This window comes from Paraburkholderia sediminicola (assembly GCF_046027355.1).
GTDB classification, from domain to species: Bacteria; Pseudomonadota; Gammaproteobacteria; order Burkholderiales; family Burkholderiaceae; genus Paraburkholderia; species Paraburkholderia sediminicola_B.
In genome coordinates this window covers 120,211-133,997 of sequence record NZ_JAQQEK010000026.1, presented here as the reverse complement: position 1 = coordinate 133,997, position 13,787 = coordinate 120,211, and the positions used below count along the sequence as shown (strand labels likewise).

The 13,787-nt window shown below is 62.3% G+C and carries 10 protein-coding genes; 6 read left to right on the top strand and 4 right to left on the bottom strand.

The features are described from left to right. Positions 1-56: 56 nt before the first annotated feature. From PQR42_RS33825 to PQR42_RS33815, 3 genes are all read right to left on the bottom strand, one after another. Positions 57-1,127 carry a lipocalin-like domain-containing protein gene (locus PQR42_RS33825; RefSeq protein WP_408389448.1) on the bottom strand — a complete coding sequence of 357 codons (1,071 nt, stop codon included), beginning with the start codon at positions 1,125-1,127 and terminating at the stop codon, positions 57-59. A gap of 653 nt (positions 1,128-1,780) precedes the next feature. Beyond that, positions 1,781-4,351, bottom strand: a complete 2,571-nt coding sequence (locus tag PQR42_RS33820) for an FtsX-like permease family protein (RefSeq protein ID WP_408389450.1) — start codon at positions 4,349-4,351, stop codon at positions 1,781-1,783. Then, entirely contained in the window at positions 4,341-5,075 is a 735-nt protein-coding gene (locus PQR42_RS33815; RefSeq protein ID WP_408389297.1) for an ABC transporter ATP-binding protein, read from the bottom strand. Before PQR42_RS33815 ends, PQR42_RS33820 begins: the two co-directional genes overlap by 11 nt. A gap of 698 nt (positions 5,076-5,773) precedes the next feature. On the opposite strand from PQR42_RS33815, the gene PQR42_RS33810 reads away from it, so the two are divergent. The 6 genes from PQR42_RS33810 to cysS all read left to right on the top strand — a co-directional run bounded on the left by PQR42_RS33810 (position 5,774) and on the right by cysS (position 13,237). Next, positions 5,774-7,330, top strand: coding sequence for an NADH-quinone oxidoreductase subunit M (locus PQR42_RS33810; protein ID WP_408389299.1), 1,557 nt, complete (start codon positions 5,774-5,776; stop codon positions 7,328-7,330). A 369-nt stretch (positions 7,331-7,699) separates the two neighbouring features. Continuing rightward, on the top strand, positions 7,700-8,599 hold the full coding sequence (gene cyoA / locus PQR42_RS33805) for a ubiquinol oxidase subunit II (RefSeq protein ID WP_408389301.1): 900 nt from the start codon (positions 7,700-7,702) through the stop codon (positions 8,597-8,599). A 3-nt stretch (positions 8,600-8,602) separates the two neighbouring features. Then, positions 8,603-10,591 (top strand): cytochrome o ubiquinol oxidase subunit I, encoded by a 1,989-nt coding sequence (gene cyoB / locus PQR42_RS33800; protein WP_408389303.1) that lies wholly within the window; start codon positions 8,603-8,605, stop codon positions 10,589-10,591. After that, positions 10,591-11,196, top strand: coding sequence for a cytochrome o ubiquinol oxidase subunit III (cyoC, locus tag PQR42_RS33795; protein WP_408218347.1), 606 nt, complete (start codon positions 10,591-10,593; stop codon positions 11,194-11,196). Before cyoB ends, cyoC begins: the two co-directional genes overlap by 1 nt. Then, entirely contained in the window at positions 11,197-11,529 is a 333-nt protein-coding gene (gene cyoD, locus PQR42_RS33790) for a cytochrome o ubiquinol oxidase subunit IV (protein ID WP_012426887.1), read from the top strand. Positions 11,530-11,848: 319 nt separating this feature from the next. Beyond that, a complete protein-coding gene (gene cysS / locus PQR42_RS33785) occupies positions 11,849-13,237 on the top strand; it encodes a cysteine--tRNA ligase (protein ID WP_408389305.1) in 1,389 nt (462 codons plus the stop codon). A gap of 92 nt (positions 13,238-13,329) precedes the next feature. Here cysS and PQR42_RS33780 read toward each other — a convergent pair whose 3' ends face one another. After that, positions 13,330-13,578, bottom strand: a complete 249-nt coding sequence (locus PQR42_RS33780) for a hypothetical protein (RefSeq protein ID WP_408389307.1) — start codon at positions 13,576-13,578, stop codon at positions 13,330-13,332. Positions 13,579-13,787 lie beyond the last annotated feature (209 nt).

The following is a 13,787-nucleotide window of genomic DNA, read 5'->3' as shown; positions in this document are numbered from 1 at the left end:
ACAAAGGTGGGGTTTCTGCGTTTACGCGGCCGGAAAAACAGGCGTGAAAACCACCCTCACTCCCTGCCCATCCGCAGCGCATCAGCATAGCCCGTCAGTTCCAGATAGGCCCGTCCGACATCCACACCTTCGCGGCTCACCCGCACCGCGCCTTCCCAGTACACCGCGCCCGTCGATTGCCGCGAATCAAGCTCTTGATCGTCCATCAGCGGATCAAGTTTCCACGTCAAGGTACCGGTTTTGACTGTCATCGAGACAGGATAGGACGTGTTCGTCCGCGGCGAGCGCCATGTGCGAAGCGGCGTAAAGTCGACCTGATCGGGACCGAATGTCGTTACTTCGCCGTCGGGTTTGCGAAATGCCGCATGCGCCCACACGGCGTGTCCATCGCGACGTCGTACCTTGAACGCCATCAGGGCAGAGCCGTCGGTGAGATTGGCGCCGAGCCAATCCCAGCCTACCGCATTGGCGTCGAGCAACGTGCTCGACCATTCGTGATCGAGCCACGCTATCCCCGTTACGGCAATCTCGCCATGCGACGGACCGCCTGCAGCGACCGGTCGAACCACGCCGCCAGTCACGCGCAATTGCGGCTCGCTGTAGTAATAACTCGCCTGCTCAGGCCGCGGACCTTTGCTTGAATAGCCGTGTTCGCCCTGGATCAAAGGGGCCTGCGTCGGCGTCAACTTGAGATGCAGCGAGAAGCCGCTCGCGTCGACAGTGACGTCGTAGTGACCGTCAGGTGCCCGGATCATTTTCCATGCGTCGAGTTTGACGTCGGTGTTGGCCGACTTCGCATAGGCGAGGCCAAAGCCCTGACGGCCAATGCGCTGATCGTGCGTAAGGTGGCCGAGCGCAGGATCGCTTAACGCGGCATGGGCAATGATCAATTGCGATGGCGCGAAAGCGCTTGGGTCGGCGGCATCGTGGCCGGTTGCCGAGCGGAAGAATGTGATTTGAAAACCGAGCGGCTGATTATCCGGCGTAGTGAGCCAACCCGTCGCGTACCACCACTCGGTGCGAAAAGCTGCGTGCGCGCCGCTGTCCTGCGGCAGGGCGATAGCGTGATCGGGCGTGACTTCCGCAAATTGGGGTGCTGCCGCGAATGCGGTCGACACAGTCAGCATCCAGATAGACAGCAAGCCGCAAACACGCAGACCTATGCGCCGATTGGCCACATGAGCCGACTTAACCAGCGGCTCGCGTGAAACATCGCGCGCAATCGACGTGTAGTCCGGCATCGTCCCGCACGAAGCCACGCCCGTGATCCGCGGCGCACGTCGTTGCAGCGCGACGCAAAATTCGTCCCCGGCAAGTTCGAGGGGCGATTTCATCCATGACACCTTGCATGCGATCCACGCATAGCCGGGCACAGTCCCGCTCAGAAGCGCACCCGTGATCCGCGGTGCACGTCGTTGCAGAGCGGCGCAATACCCGATGCCAGAGGCCAGGTCGAAGCGCGATCTCATCCATGACAACTCGCGTGCGATCGACGCATAGCTGGGCACAGTCTCGCTCGAAACCGCGCCTGCGATCCGCAACTCACGTTGTTGTAGAGCGGCCCCATACCCGCCGCAAGCGGCCAGGTCGATGCGCGCTCCCATCCATGACAGCTCGCGCGCGATCAACGTCTCGTTCGGCGTGTTTCCACCCAAAACCACGACCGCCGTCCGCGGCTCACGCCGCCACAAGACGAGCCAACTTTCGTCGCCGGCGAGTTCAAGGCGCGCCGCCACCGCCCGCATAACCCATCGTCCAAACTCGCGCGACAAACCCCGCATCACCAATCCTCCTTCACGGCGCGCACCGCATCCACCGACACGGCGCCGCGTCCCGCGATCACCGCCGTCGAACACGACGAAGCGAGCATTACCAGCGCGACGGTGGCGAGCGCCATCCATGGCACGTGCAACGACATACTCCAATGAAACGACTGCGGATTAACGACGAACACCAGAATCAGACTGATCGCGAACCCGAGCACGAAGCCCATCGCAATGCCGCACGCGGTGAGCATGCCGCCTTCGAGCGCGAGGATCGCGAACACCTGCGAGCGCGTGACGCCGACGTGCCGCAGCATGCCGAACTCGCGCGAGCGCGCGAGCGTCTGCGCGGAGAACGTCGCCGCCACGCCGAACAAGCCGATCACGATGGCGACGGCTTCGAGTAGATAGGTGACCGCAAAACTGCGATCGAAAATCACCAGCGTGCGCGCGCGGATTTCACCCGGTAGCGACAAATCCAGCGATGTCCCGAAGGGCAGTGCGCGCAGCCCCGCGACAACCTGCTCGACGCTCGTCCCCGGTTTAACGGTGACGGCCACATCGGTTGCGCTCGTGTCGCGGGTCAAGCGCCGGTAATCGGCGAGCCGTATCTGAATGGCGCCGGTTTGCCGCACGTAATCGCGCCATACGCCGGCCACCACGAACACGTGACCGCGTTCTCCAAGCGGCAATCGAACACGCTGACCCAATTTGTATCCGTACAGATCGACCATTGCTTCGGATACCCAAACAGGTGTTTCGCCTGCGAGAAGCTCAGCAGGCGACAGCACGGCTCCAGTCATCTGCAGATTCGCACCCGGGTCGGCTGCGTCGATCTCGCGCGCGAGCACAGCGATGTCAGGCCGCGCAGGGTCGAGCGTCAGATGCGAAGTGCGGGCAAATGCGGCAGTTCTGATGCCTGGCACGACCGCGAGCCGGCTCTGTTCGTCCAACCGCAAACCGCCTGTGTCGCCGTTCGGCGCCACGCGGACATAGAGATCGGCGGAAAGCAGATGAACCAGCCAGTCTTCGACGGAAACCCGGAAGCTGGCGACCATGATGGCCATCGCGACGATCAGCGCAAAGCTCGACAGCACGCCGCCCATGGCGATCGACGCGTGCCCCGGCGCGTTCGCCAGCCGCGCCAGCGCCAGCGTGCCGGCCGCACCGGCGCGGCTTCGCGCGGCGAAAGCACGGCTCGCCGCGCCGAAGATGAGCGCGGTCACGCGCGGCATCAGCGCAATCCCGCCGACGAGCAGCAATGCGACGGCCAGATAGCCGCCAATCGGCGCGTCAAACAATGGCGGCAACTGCGTGAGCACGGCGGCGGCCAGCAGACAGAGCAAGGCGGGCCACGGTGTGGCGAGCCGCGCCAACGCGCCTTCTTCGGCACCTGCCTTGAGCGCGGTGGCGGGCCGCGCACGCGCCGCTTCCAGTGCGGGGGCGAGACTGCCCAATACCGATACGGCCAGCCCGAGCATCAGAAACAACGCGGTCGCTAGCGGTTCGAAGCCGACTTGCGGTTGCACGCCGGGAAAGTAGCCGCCGCCCAGATCGCTGCCGAAAAAATGCAGTGCGCCGCTCGCCATCGCGTAGCCGAGCGCGAGTCCGGCGAGCGAGCCGAGCAGGCCCAGCAACGCGCCCTCCATCAGGATCTGGCGCAACAATTGAACACGCGTCAGCCCGAGAACACGCAGCATGGCGAATTGCGCGCGGCGTCGCACGACGCTCAGCGCCTGGGTCGAAAACACCAGAAACGCGCCGGTGAACAGCGCCACCAGCGCGAGCACATTCATATTGATCCGATACGCCCGCGAGAGACGATCGGTGCGGCTTTCGGCGTCCCGCGTTTCGGCAATGACCCACTCGCTGCCGAGCCGCGCTTGCAGATCGCGCCTGAAGCGTTCCCGGTCGACACCGCGTTCGAGCTGCACGTCGACGCGCGACAGCTTGCCCGGCTTGCCGAACTTCCACTGCGCGGCGGCGATATCCATGACCGCAAGCCGCTGACCCGGCCGTGTTCTCACGATGCCGCCGGCCACGCGCAAATGCACGATCGAGGTGCCGCTGCGCAGCGCCACCTCGTCGCCGACTTTCACATTGAGCCATTGCTGGGCCGCCGTCGAGAGAAACACGGTGTCTGACGCGAGCGTATCGAACGGCTTATCCGGCGACGGCACGCCGACCAGGTCGGGCGCAATACGGCTTGCCTTGAACACGTCGATGCCGAGTACCGGAAGTGCCGCGCTCCGGTCAGGCACGGTGACATCGAGTGCGAGCACGGGGCTGGCCAGCGCGACACCGGGCTCGTTGGCGAGCAGCGGATAGATGGCTTCGTCGACTAACGGTTGCGCGCCGCGCACCTGGAGATCGGCCTCGCCTGACAGACTGCGGGCCGCCGCGGAGAATTCATTGAAGGCGGCGCTGTTGATCAACTGCACGGCGTAACCGAGCGCAACGCCCAGCGCGATCGTTGCGATTGCAACCAGGGCGCGTCCGCGATGACTGCGCCATTCGGCGCCGAGCAGCCAGCGCGCCAGAACGCGGTGTCCTCGCAAGCGCGACAGAGGACGAGAATCAACGGACATCATCGGCGGAAGGCGCGCGGGTACGGGAGCCGAAAGTCACGGCTGCGCCGGGCGCGGCATGCAGGCCGCCGTCGCTCAGAATCAGAATGCGGTCGGCAACGGCCGCGGCGGCTTCCGAGTGCGTCACCATGATCGTGGCCGCGCCGGTTGCCTTGCTTTGCGCGCGGAACAGACCGAGCACCTCGTGCGCGGTATCGGGATCGAGGTTCCCCGTGGGTTCGTCGGCGAGAAGCAGTTTCGGGCGATGCACGAGCGCTCGCGCAATCGCGACACGCTGCAGTTCACCGCCCGAGAGTTGGCGCGGAAAATCGTCGCCGCGTCCGCCCAGCCCGACCGCTGCGAGCATGTCGAGCGCGGCGGCGGTGGGCAGTTCGTTGAGCAGCAAAGGCAGCGCCACATTCTGCGCGAGCGTCAGATGCGGCAGCACGTGAAACGCCTGGAAGACAAAGCCGAGTTTCTGCCGGCGCAGGCGCGTCGCCGCATTGTCGTCCAGACACGAAACGGCGCTGCCGTCGATGATCACCTCGCCGCTATCCGCGCTGTCGAGGCCGGCCACCAGATTGAGCAGCGTCGATTTGCCAACGCCGGAATCGCCCATGATCGCGACGAACTCACCCGGTCCGAGTGTGAAGTCCAGTTGCGCCAGCACGATGCGGCCTGCGCCGTAGGTCTTGCTGAGCCGGCGGCACTCGAGCGCGGGAACGACACCTTCGTCACAAAGCATGCGGTTTCCGAAAAGTGTGGCCGGTGAGGGCGGCGTCCGGACGGGCGAAACGCAGACGAAAATGCGGCGCGCTCAATGCACGAACATCGGCCCTTGAATCGCCGAAGTATATTCGGCTTCTGTAAGGCACGCAGAAGCTTGGCGCACGTGCCGAAGACCCGGCCGACGCATGAGTCGCTGTCACTTGCGCCCGAACTTTTCCCCGCCGCGCGCCGGATTATTTAGAGCGCAGGATCAAAAAAATTTTCTGCTCGTAGGTAAGCAAAATTTTCTCACGACGTTCGAAATTCGCGCATCCACTGCGCCACACGCCAGCATGTTCTATTCCAGTTCGAAATGCGCGCTTGCGCATCCACGCAACAGTTTCTAACTAAACGGCAATTGCCCGCTTTTTCGCGCAAAATTCACCACAGGCAGACCATGTCGGTCCGTTTGTGCATCTGCACATTTTTATCCATTTCGCAAGAGCGAGCGTCGCAACAATGCATTGCCAGCGGCTTTGCAGCGTTGTTGCGCTGCAAAAGTATTCTTATCTTGGTAATCTCCCACCCTTGGTCATTCGACTGGGGTAAACGTGTAGCGGACAACCCCGACTTCACGTCAATTTCAGCGAAATCCAGCCTACATATCCATTTCAATGCTTTCGATTTTGAAGGCATTGAAGCGGCGTTTTGTACTTCAAGTTTTCGATAGAGCACATGCCATTGCCTCTTCTTAGCCTTTTAATCTGGATCCCTATTGTCGCCGGCGTGGTGGTCTTGCGTGCCGGATCCGACGCGGCACGTAGTCGCACCCGGTGGCTCGCGCTGATCGGCGCGATTGCGGGTTTCCTGCCAGTGATTCCGCTGGTGTCGAATTTCCGCAACGACGTCACGTCGATGCAGTTCGTCGAGAACGCGCGCTGGTCGCCCACGTTCGATATCGCCTGGCATGTGGGCGTGGACGGGATTTCGCTGTGGCTCGTGGCGCTGACCGCGCTCACCACGATCATCATCGTGGTCGCTTCCTGGGAGTCGATCACCGAGCGGACCGCACAGTACTTCGGCGCGTTTCTGATGCTGTCGGGTTTCATGCAGGGCGTGTTCACATCGCTCGACGGCATGCTGTTCTTCATCTCGTTCGAAGCCACGCTGATTCCGCTCTATCTGTTGATCGGCACGTGGGGCCAGTCGAACCGCTCGTACGCGGCGGTGAAGTTCTTTTTCGTGTCGTTCCTCGGTTCGCTGATGATGCTGATGTCGATGCTGTATCTGTACAGCCAGACGCATAGCTTCGACCTCGCGTTGTGGCGTGAGACGCACCTCGGCACGTGGCCGCAGGTCCTGATCTTCCTCGGTTTCCTCGCCGCCTTCGGCGTGAAGGTGCCCATGTGGCCGCTGCACACGTGGCTGCCGGACGTCCACCTCGACGGTCCGACGGGCGCCGCCGTGATGATCGGCATGCTGAAGCTGGGCGGCTACGGTCTGCTGCGTTTCGCCTTGCCGATCGCGCCGCAGGCCAGCCACTTCTTCGCGCCGATGATGATCACGCTCTCGCTGGTCGCGGTGATCTACGCGAGCCTGCTCGCGCTCGTGCAGACCGACATGCGCCGCCTGCTCGCGTATTCGACGGTCGCGCACATGGGCCTCGTCACTCTCGGCCTGTTCGTCTTCAACCGCATCGGCCAGGCCGGCGCGATCGTGCAGATGCTGTCGTACGGCGTGGTGTCGGGCGCGATGCTGCTGTGCACGGGCATGCTCTACGACCGCACGAAGACCGCGTCGATCGCCGAGTACGGCGGTGTGGCCAACACCATGCCGCGCTTCGCCGCTTTCGTGATGCTGTTCTCCATGGCCAACATCGGCCTGCCGGGCACCTCGGGTTTCGTCGGCGAGTTCATGGTGCTGATGGGCGCGATCCGCTTCAATTTCTGGATCGGCGCGATGGCGGCCACCACGCTGATTCTGAGCGCGGCCTACACGCTGTGGATGTACAAGCGCGTGATCTTCGGGGCGATCGCCAACGCGCGCGTGGCGAACCTCAAGGACCTCGGCAAGCGCGAGTTCGTGCTGCTCGGCGCGATGGCGCTGCTGGTGCTGGCCATCGGCATCAATCCGAAGCCGTTCACCGATGCGATCGATCCGTCGGTCGGCACACTGCTGGCTCAATCGGAGCGCTCGGCTCATCCTTCGGACGGCGCGCCGGCCGATGGCGGTGAGCATCTGCAAGCCGCAGTGCCCGCACCGGCAGTCGCGGCGAGCCGCTCGCCGGGCTGATCGAACGAAGTACTGCGCAGTCGCAGCATTCGCCGCGCGGATGCTGCCTCGTCAGCGCGTTTTTTCTTTATGAATCAAGTCTCTTTGCACGCATGACACGCGGCGCGGCCATTCAGGCCATGTCGCGCTTTCGCGCTTGTTTAAAGGGGTTTTTGCGTTTCGTCGGGATTTCGATACTCGGCAAGAAAGCATTGCAACCGTTCACCCGCGCGCACCCATGCGGCAACGTGTCGCACGGTGCTGCGACGCAATAGATCGTTGCTAAATCGAGTGTTTATTACCGCCGAACGTCCCCCTATTATGCGAGCGCTTACTATTGGAGAGCGGTCGAATGACGTTCGTTGAAGACGTAAAAAAGAGGCAATGGATATGAAAGGAAAGACTCTGCGCGGGTCGATGAGTTTCGTTTCCGCGAGCCTCGTGTTGTTGCTCTCGGGTTGCAGCAACCTCGATATTCTGAATCCGAAGGGGAGTGTGGGTCTGGCGGAACGTCAACTGATTGCGACGTCCACCTGGGCCATGCTGATCGTGGTCGTTCCGGTAATCGCGCTCACGCTGCTGTTCGCGTGGCGTTACCGCGCGTCGAACAGGAACGCCGACTACCGTCCGGGCTGGGTGCATTCGACCGGCGTCGAAATCGCCATCTGGACGATTCCGACGCTGATCATTCTGTTCCTCGCCGTGCTGACGTGGAAGACCACGCACGAACTCGATCCGTACAAGCCACTCGAGTCGCAGGTCAAGCCGATCAACGTCGAAGTCGTCGCGCTCGACTGGAAGTGGCTGTTCATCTATCCGGACCTCGGCATTGCGTCGGTGAACCAGCTCGCGTTCCCGGTCGGCACGCCGGTGAACTTCACGATCACGTCGGACACGGTGATGAACTCGTTCTTCATCCCGCAACTCGGCGGCCAGATCTATGCGATGGCGGGCATGCAAACGCGTCTGCATCTAATCGCGGATGAAGCCGGCAACTACGCGGGCGCCTCGGCGAATTTCAGCGGCAAGGGCTTCTCGGACATGAAGTTCCGCGCGCTCGCCACCTCGCCTGAAGAGTTCAACGCGTGGGTTGCGAAAGTGCGCGCTTCGTCGGACAACCTCAGCATGGACCGTTACCACACGGTGTCCGCGCCGACCGAGAAAGAGCCGGTGCGCTACTTCTCGAGCGTCGATCCGAAGCTCTTTCACAACATCATTGCCCGATACAACAACGGTAACGTCCTCGACAACATGCAGGACGCCAACTGTGCGCCAAAGGGCAAGGGGTAACACATGTTCGGCAAACTCTCACTAGACTCGATTCCATACCACGAGCCGATCATCATGGTGACGGCCGCGATGATCGCCCTCGGCGGTGCGACGGTCCTGGGTCTGATCACCTATTTCGGCAAGTGGCGCTATCTGTGGACCGAGTGGCTCACGTCGGTGGACCATAAGAAGCTGGGCGTGATGTACATCGTCGTTGCGCTGATCATGCTGTTCCGCGGCTTCGCGGACGCGATCATGATGCGTCTGCAACAGGCGATCGCTTATGCGAACCCGGGCTACCTGCCGCCGCATCACTACGACCAGGTGTTCACGGCGCACGGCGTCATCATGATTTTCTTCATGGCGATGGCGTTCATGATCGGCCTGATGAACATCATCGTGCCGCTGCAAATTGGCGCACGCGACGTCGCGTTCCCGTTCATCAACTCGCTCTCCTTCTGGATGACCGCGGTCAGCGCGATCCTGATCAACATCTCGCTGGTGATCGGTGAATTCGCGCAAACCGGCTGGCTGGCCTATCCGCCGCTCTCCGAGTTGCAATTCAGTCCGGGTGTCGGGGTCGACTATTACCTGTGGAGTCTGCAACTCTCCGGTATCGGCACCTTGCTGACAGGCGTGAACTTCTTCGCGACCATCGTGAAGATGCGTGCGCCGGGCATGACGTTCATGAAGATGCCGGTGTTCACGTGGACCGCGCTTTGCACCAACGTGCTGATCATGGCGTCGTTCCCGATCCTGACCGTGACGCTCGCGCTGCTGGGTCTGGACCGCTACCTCGGCATGCACTTCTTCACGAACGACGGCGGCGGCAACGCCATGATGTACCTGAACCTGATCTGGGCTTGGGGTCACCCCGAGGTGTACATCCTGATCCTGCCGGCGTTCGGTATCTTCTCGGAAGTCGTGGCGACCTTCGCCAAGAAGCCGCTGTTCGGCTACAAGACGATGGTGTGGGCGACCTGCGCGATCATGGTGCTGTCGTTCCTCGTGTGGCTGCATCACTTCTTCACGATGGGTTCGGGCGCTGACGTCAACGCGTTCTTCGGCATCGCCACGATGGTGATTGCGATTCCGACCGGCGTGAAGGTGTTCAACTGGCTGTTCACGATCTACAAGGGCCGTCTGACGTTCACCCCGCCGATCCTGTGGACCATCGGCTTCATGATCACGTTCACGATCGGCGGCATGACCGGCGTGATGATGGCGATCCCGGGCGCGGACTTCGTGCTGCACAACAGCCTGTTCCTGATCGCTCACTTCCACAACGTGATCATCGGTGGCGTGCTGTTCGGTTATCTGGCCGGCTTCAACTACTGGTTCCCGAAGGCGTTCGGCTTCAAGCTGAACGAAAAGCTGGGCAAGGCATCGTTCTGGTTCTGGCAGATCGGTTTCTGGGTGGCGTTCACGCCGCTGTACGTGCTGGGCTTCATGGGCATGACGCGCCGTATCAACCACTATGACAATCCGCTGTGGCACCCGTGGCTGATTCTGGCTGCAGGCGGTGCGGCGCTCATCGCTATCGGTATCGCGTTGCAGGTGTTGCAGATCGTCGTCAGCATCCGCGATCGCAATCTGCCGCAGAATCGCGATGTCACGGGCGATCCGTGGGACGGCCACACGCTGGAATGGGCGATGAGCTCGCCGCCGCCGGTGTACAACTTCGCGATCATCCCGACGGTGCACAAACTCGACGCGTTCACCGACATGAAGTCACGCAAGGGTGCGCAAGCGCAGCCGGTGTATCGCGACATTCACATGCCGTCGAATACGTCCGCGGGTGTGATCGCCGGTCTGTTCTCGCTGGTGCTCGGTTTCGCCGCTGTCTGGCACATCTGGTGGCTCGCGATCGTCGGCCTGGTCGGCGCGGTCGGCACCGTGATCGTCTACAGCTTCCAGAAGAACGAAGGCTATTACATCCCGGCCGCCACGGTCGCGGCGATTGAAGAGAAACGCTCCGGCGCCGGTGCGCAGGTCGCGTTGGAGGTGGATTGATGTCAACCAAGACTATTGACGTAGGCTCGCATCACGACGCGGACCACGTACCGTCGCAATCGGTATTCGGTTTCTGGCTGTATCTGATGACCGACTGCATCATCTTCGCGGCGCTGTTCGCCGTGTTCGCGGTGATGGGCCACCAGTTCGCCGGTGGTCCGAGCGGCAAGGATCTGTTCGAGATTCCGGGCGTCGCGCTCGAAACGACGATGCTGCTCCTGAGCAGCATCACGTACGGCTTCGCGATGCTCGGCGCGCACAAGAAGCGCAAGGGCGTGCTGCTGTTCTGGCTCGGCGTGACCTTCCTGCTCGGTCTCGCGTTTCTCGTGCTGGAACTGCGCGAGTTCTCGCACCTGATTGCCGAAGGCGCCGGCCCGAGCCGTAGCGCGTTCCTGTCGTCGTTCTTCACGCTGGTCGGCACGCACGGTCTGCACGTCACGTGCGGCCTGATCTGGATGGTGGTGCTCGCCATTCAGGTGATGAGCCACCGCGACCTGACCGAACGCGACATGATTCGCCTGACGTGCCTGAGCCTTTTCTGGCACTTTCTGGACGTCGTGTGGATCGGCGTCTTCACCTTTGTCTATCTCGCGAGCGTGATCTAAATGGACCATAGCCATAACGCCCACGCAGGTGAAAGTCACGGCAGCATCGGCAGCTATACGACGGGCTTCATTCTCTCCGTCGTCCTGACCGTCGCCGCTTTCGGCCTTGTCATGACCGGCACGTTGACGGGCGAGAACGCGTTGCTCGCGATCGCGGGCCTCGCGCTCGTGCAGATCGTCGTGCACCTGATTTTCTTCCTGCATCTGAATACATCGTCGGAGCAACGCTGGAATGTGATGGCGTTTGCCTTCACGCTGCTGACCGCGGTCATCGTGATCGGCGGCACGTTGTGGGTCATGCACAACGTCAGCATGCACATGATGTCGCGCTAGTCGGCCAATCTGGCCGCTGAAAAGACAAAGCCCCGCAAGATGAAAGTCTTGCGGGGCTTTTTTCGTGCGGCGAGCGCAAGCGCACCTGGCTGCCTGAAGTGCGCTGAAGATTGACCGCACCGGCCAACCCGCGTTAGGATCGTTTCCATGATCGCTTCTATCTTTTCCCGTCCGCATTCTTTGCGCGCATGCTGTCACGGCCTGCCGAGGGGAGCTTGCGTCTAGCGAGTCGATCTGCACACGTCCGCATCCCTGAGGCCACCCGTCACGCGACCGGTGGCCTTTTTGCTTTTGAACACCCAGCGCCTGGAGACATCACATGCCGCTTCGCCTCTACGACACCTGGTCGCGCGCCGTGCGCGAATTCAGTCCGATTCATCCGGATCAGGTCGGCCTGTATTGCTGCGGCCCGACGGTGTACGACCACGCGCATATCGGCAACCTCCGGACCTATGTGTTCGAGGATGTGCTGCGGCGCGCGCTGGTGTTGAACGGATACAACGTGCGGCATGTGGTGAACATCACCGACGTCGGCCATCTGGTGTCCGATGCGGACGAAGGCGAAGACAAGATGGAGAAGGGAAGCCGGCGCACCGGCGAATCGGCGTGGGCGATCGCCGGGCGGTACACGGCGGCGTTCATGAACGACTGGCGCGCGCTCAACCTGCTGGAGCCTGCCCTCTGGTGCCGCGCGACGGATCACATTGCGGAGCAGATCGACTTTATCGCCGAACTCGAGCGCAACGGCTACACCTATCGCACGGCCGACGGCGTCTATTTCGACACCGGCAGGCAGGCTGACTACGGCTATCTGGCGCGTCTCGATGTGGCGGGCTTGCAGGCGGGCAAGCGTGTTGCGCCCGGCGAGAAGCAGCGCGCAACTGACTTTGCGCTGTGGAAATTCAGTCCGCCCGGCGCCACGCGGCAGATGGAGTGGGACAGTCCGTGGGGCCGCGGCTTTCCCGGCTGGCATATCGAGTGCTCGGCGATGTCGGCGAAGTATCTGAGCCCGTGGTTCGATATTCATTGCGGTGGCGAAGATCACATCCCCGTGCATCACAGCAACGAGATCGCGCAAACCCAGGCGCGCCACGGCACGCGCCTCGCCAACTTCTGGATGCACGGCCATTTCTTGTTGCTGGACGCTGGCAAGATGTCGAAGTCGGGCGGGGACTTCGTGCGTTTGCAAACGCTGATCGAGCGCGGCAACGATCCGCTCGCGTATCGCTATTTATGCCTGAGCGCGCACTACCGCAGCAGCTTGCGCTTCAGCGAGGCCGCGCTGGATGCTGCGCAAGCCGCGTTGGACCGCTTGCGCAGAACCTATGCGCAATGGCCGCAAGGCGGCACGCCGGACGCGCCGAGCGTGGCGCGTTTCAAGGCAGAGGTCGATCACGATCTGAACCTGCCGCGCGCGATCGCGGTGCTATGGGACGTGGTCAGAAGCGATCTGCCGGCGGCGACGCGAAGGGCGACTGTCGATTGCTTCGATACTGTGCTGGGATTGCGCCTCGCCGACTGGCGAGACGATGATGCGGCCGAGATTCCAGCCGATATTGCGGCGCTGGCGGACGAACGCGAGCAAGCACGCGCCGCGAAGCAATGGACCGAAGCGGACCGTTTGCGTGACGTGTTGACGGCGGCTGGCTGGCTCGTGGAAGACAGCGCAAGCGGCCTCGTGCTGCGGCAACGAGACAAAGGGCAATAGCGCGACAGACAGACGGACAGGCAGGCGGCGTGGCGGTAGCGTTCAGGCTTGCGCATCCGCCACGCCGTTTTGCATCGGGCCATGCCGCCACACTACAGCGGCACCACCTTCGGTTCCGAATGCGAAGGCAGCTTGCCGAACGGGAAGTACACCGGAGGGCAACCGAGATGAACCGGCGGAAATGCATCCCAGCCGCGTCGGATGAGCGCGGGTTGTTCCAGGCCGCCACAACCGGAAGGCGCTTCACGCGTCAGGTAGGCAATGCCGCCGCGAATCGATAGCGACGCCGAGCGGTCGAGTTCGTCGACGCGGGCCAGGTCTTTGAGGACGAGCGTTTTCATGATGGATCTCCAACGGAGTGAGTGGATCAAGGTGGATCGAGGAGAGCGGAGAAATGCCGCACTCGTTCCTGTTGATTGCACACACCATGCCATCGGCGGCAAAACGGCGTGCCGCATGCTTCTCCGCCGTTTCCCGAGCAAGTGTGATGGAGATCGGCCAACTGGCTGCAAGGCGATGTCGGCAATTCGCCGACATCCGTCCGACCGTC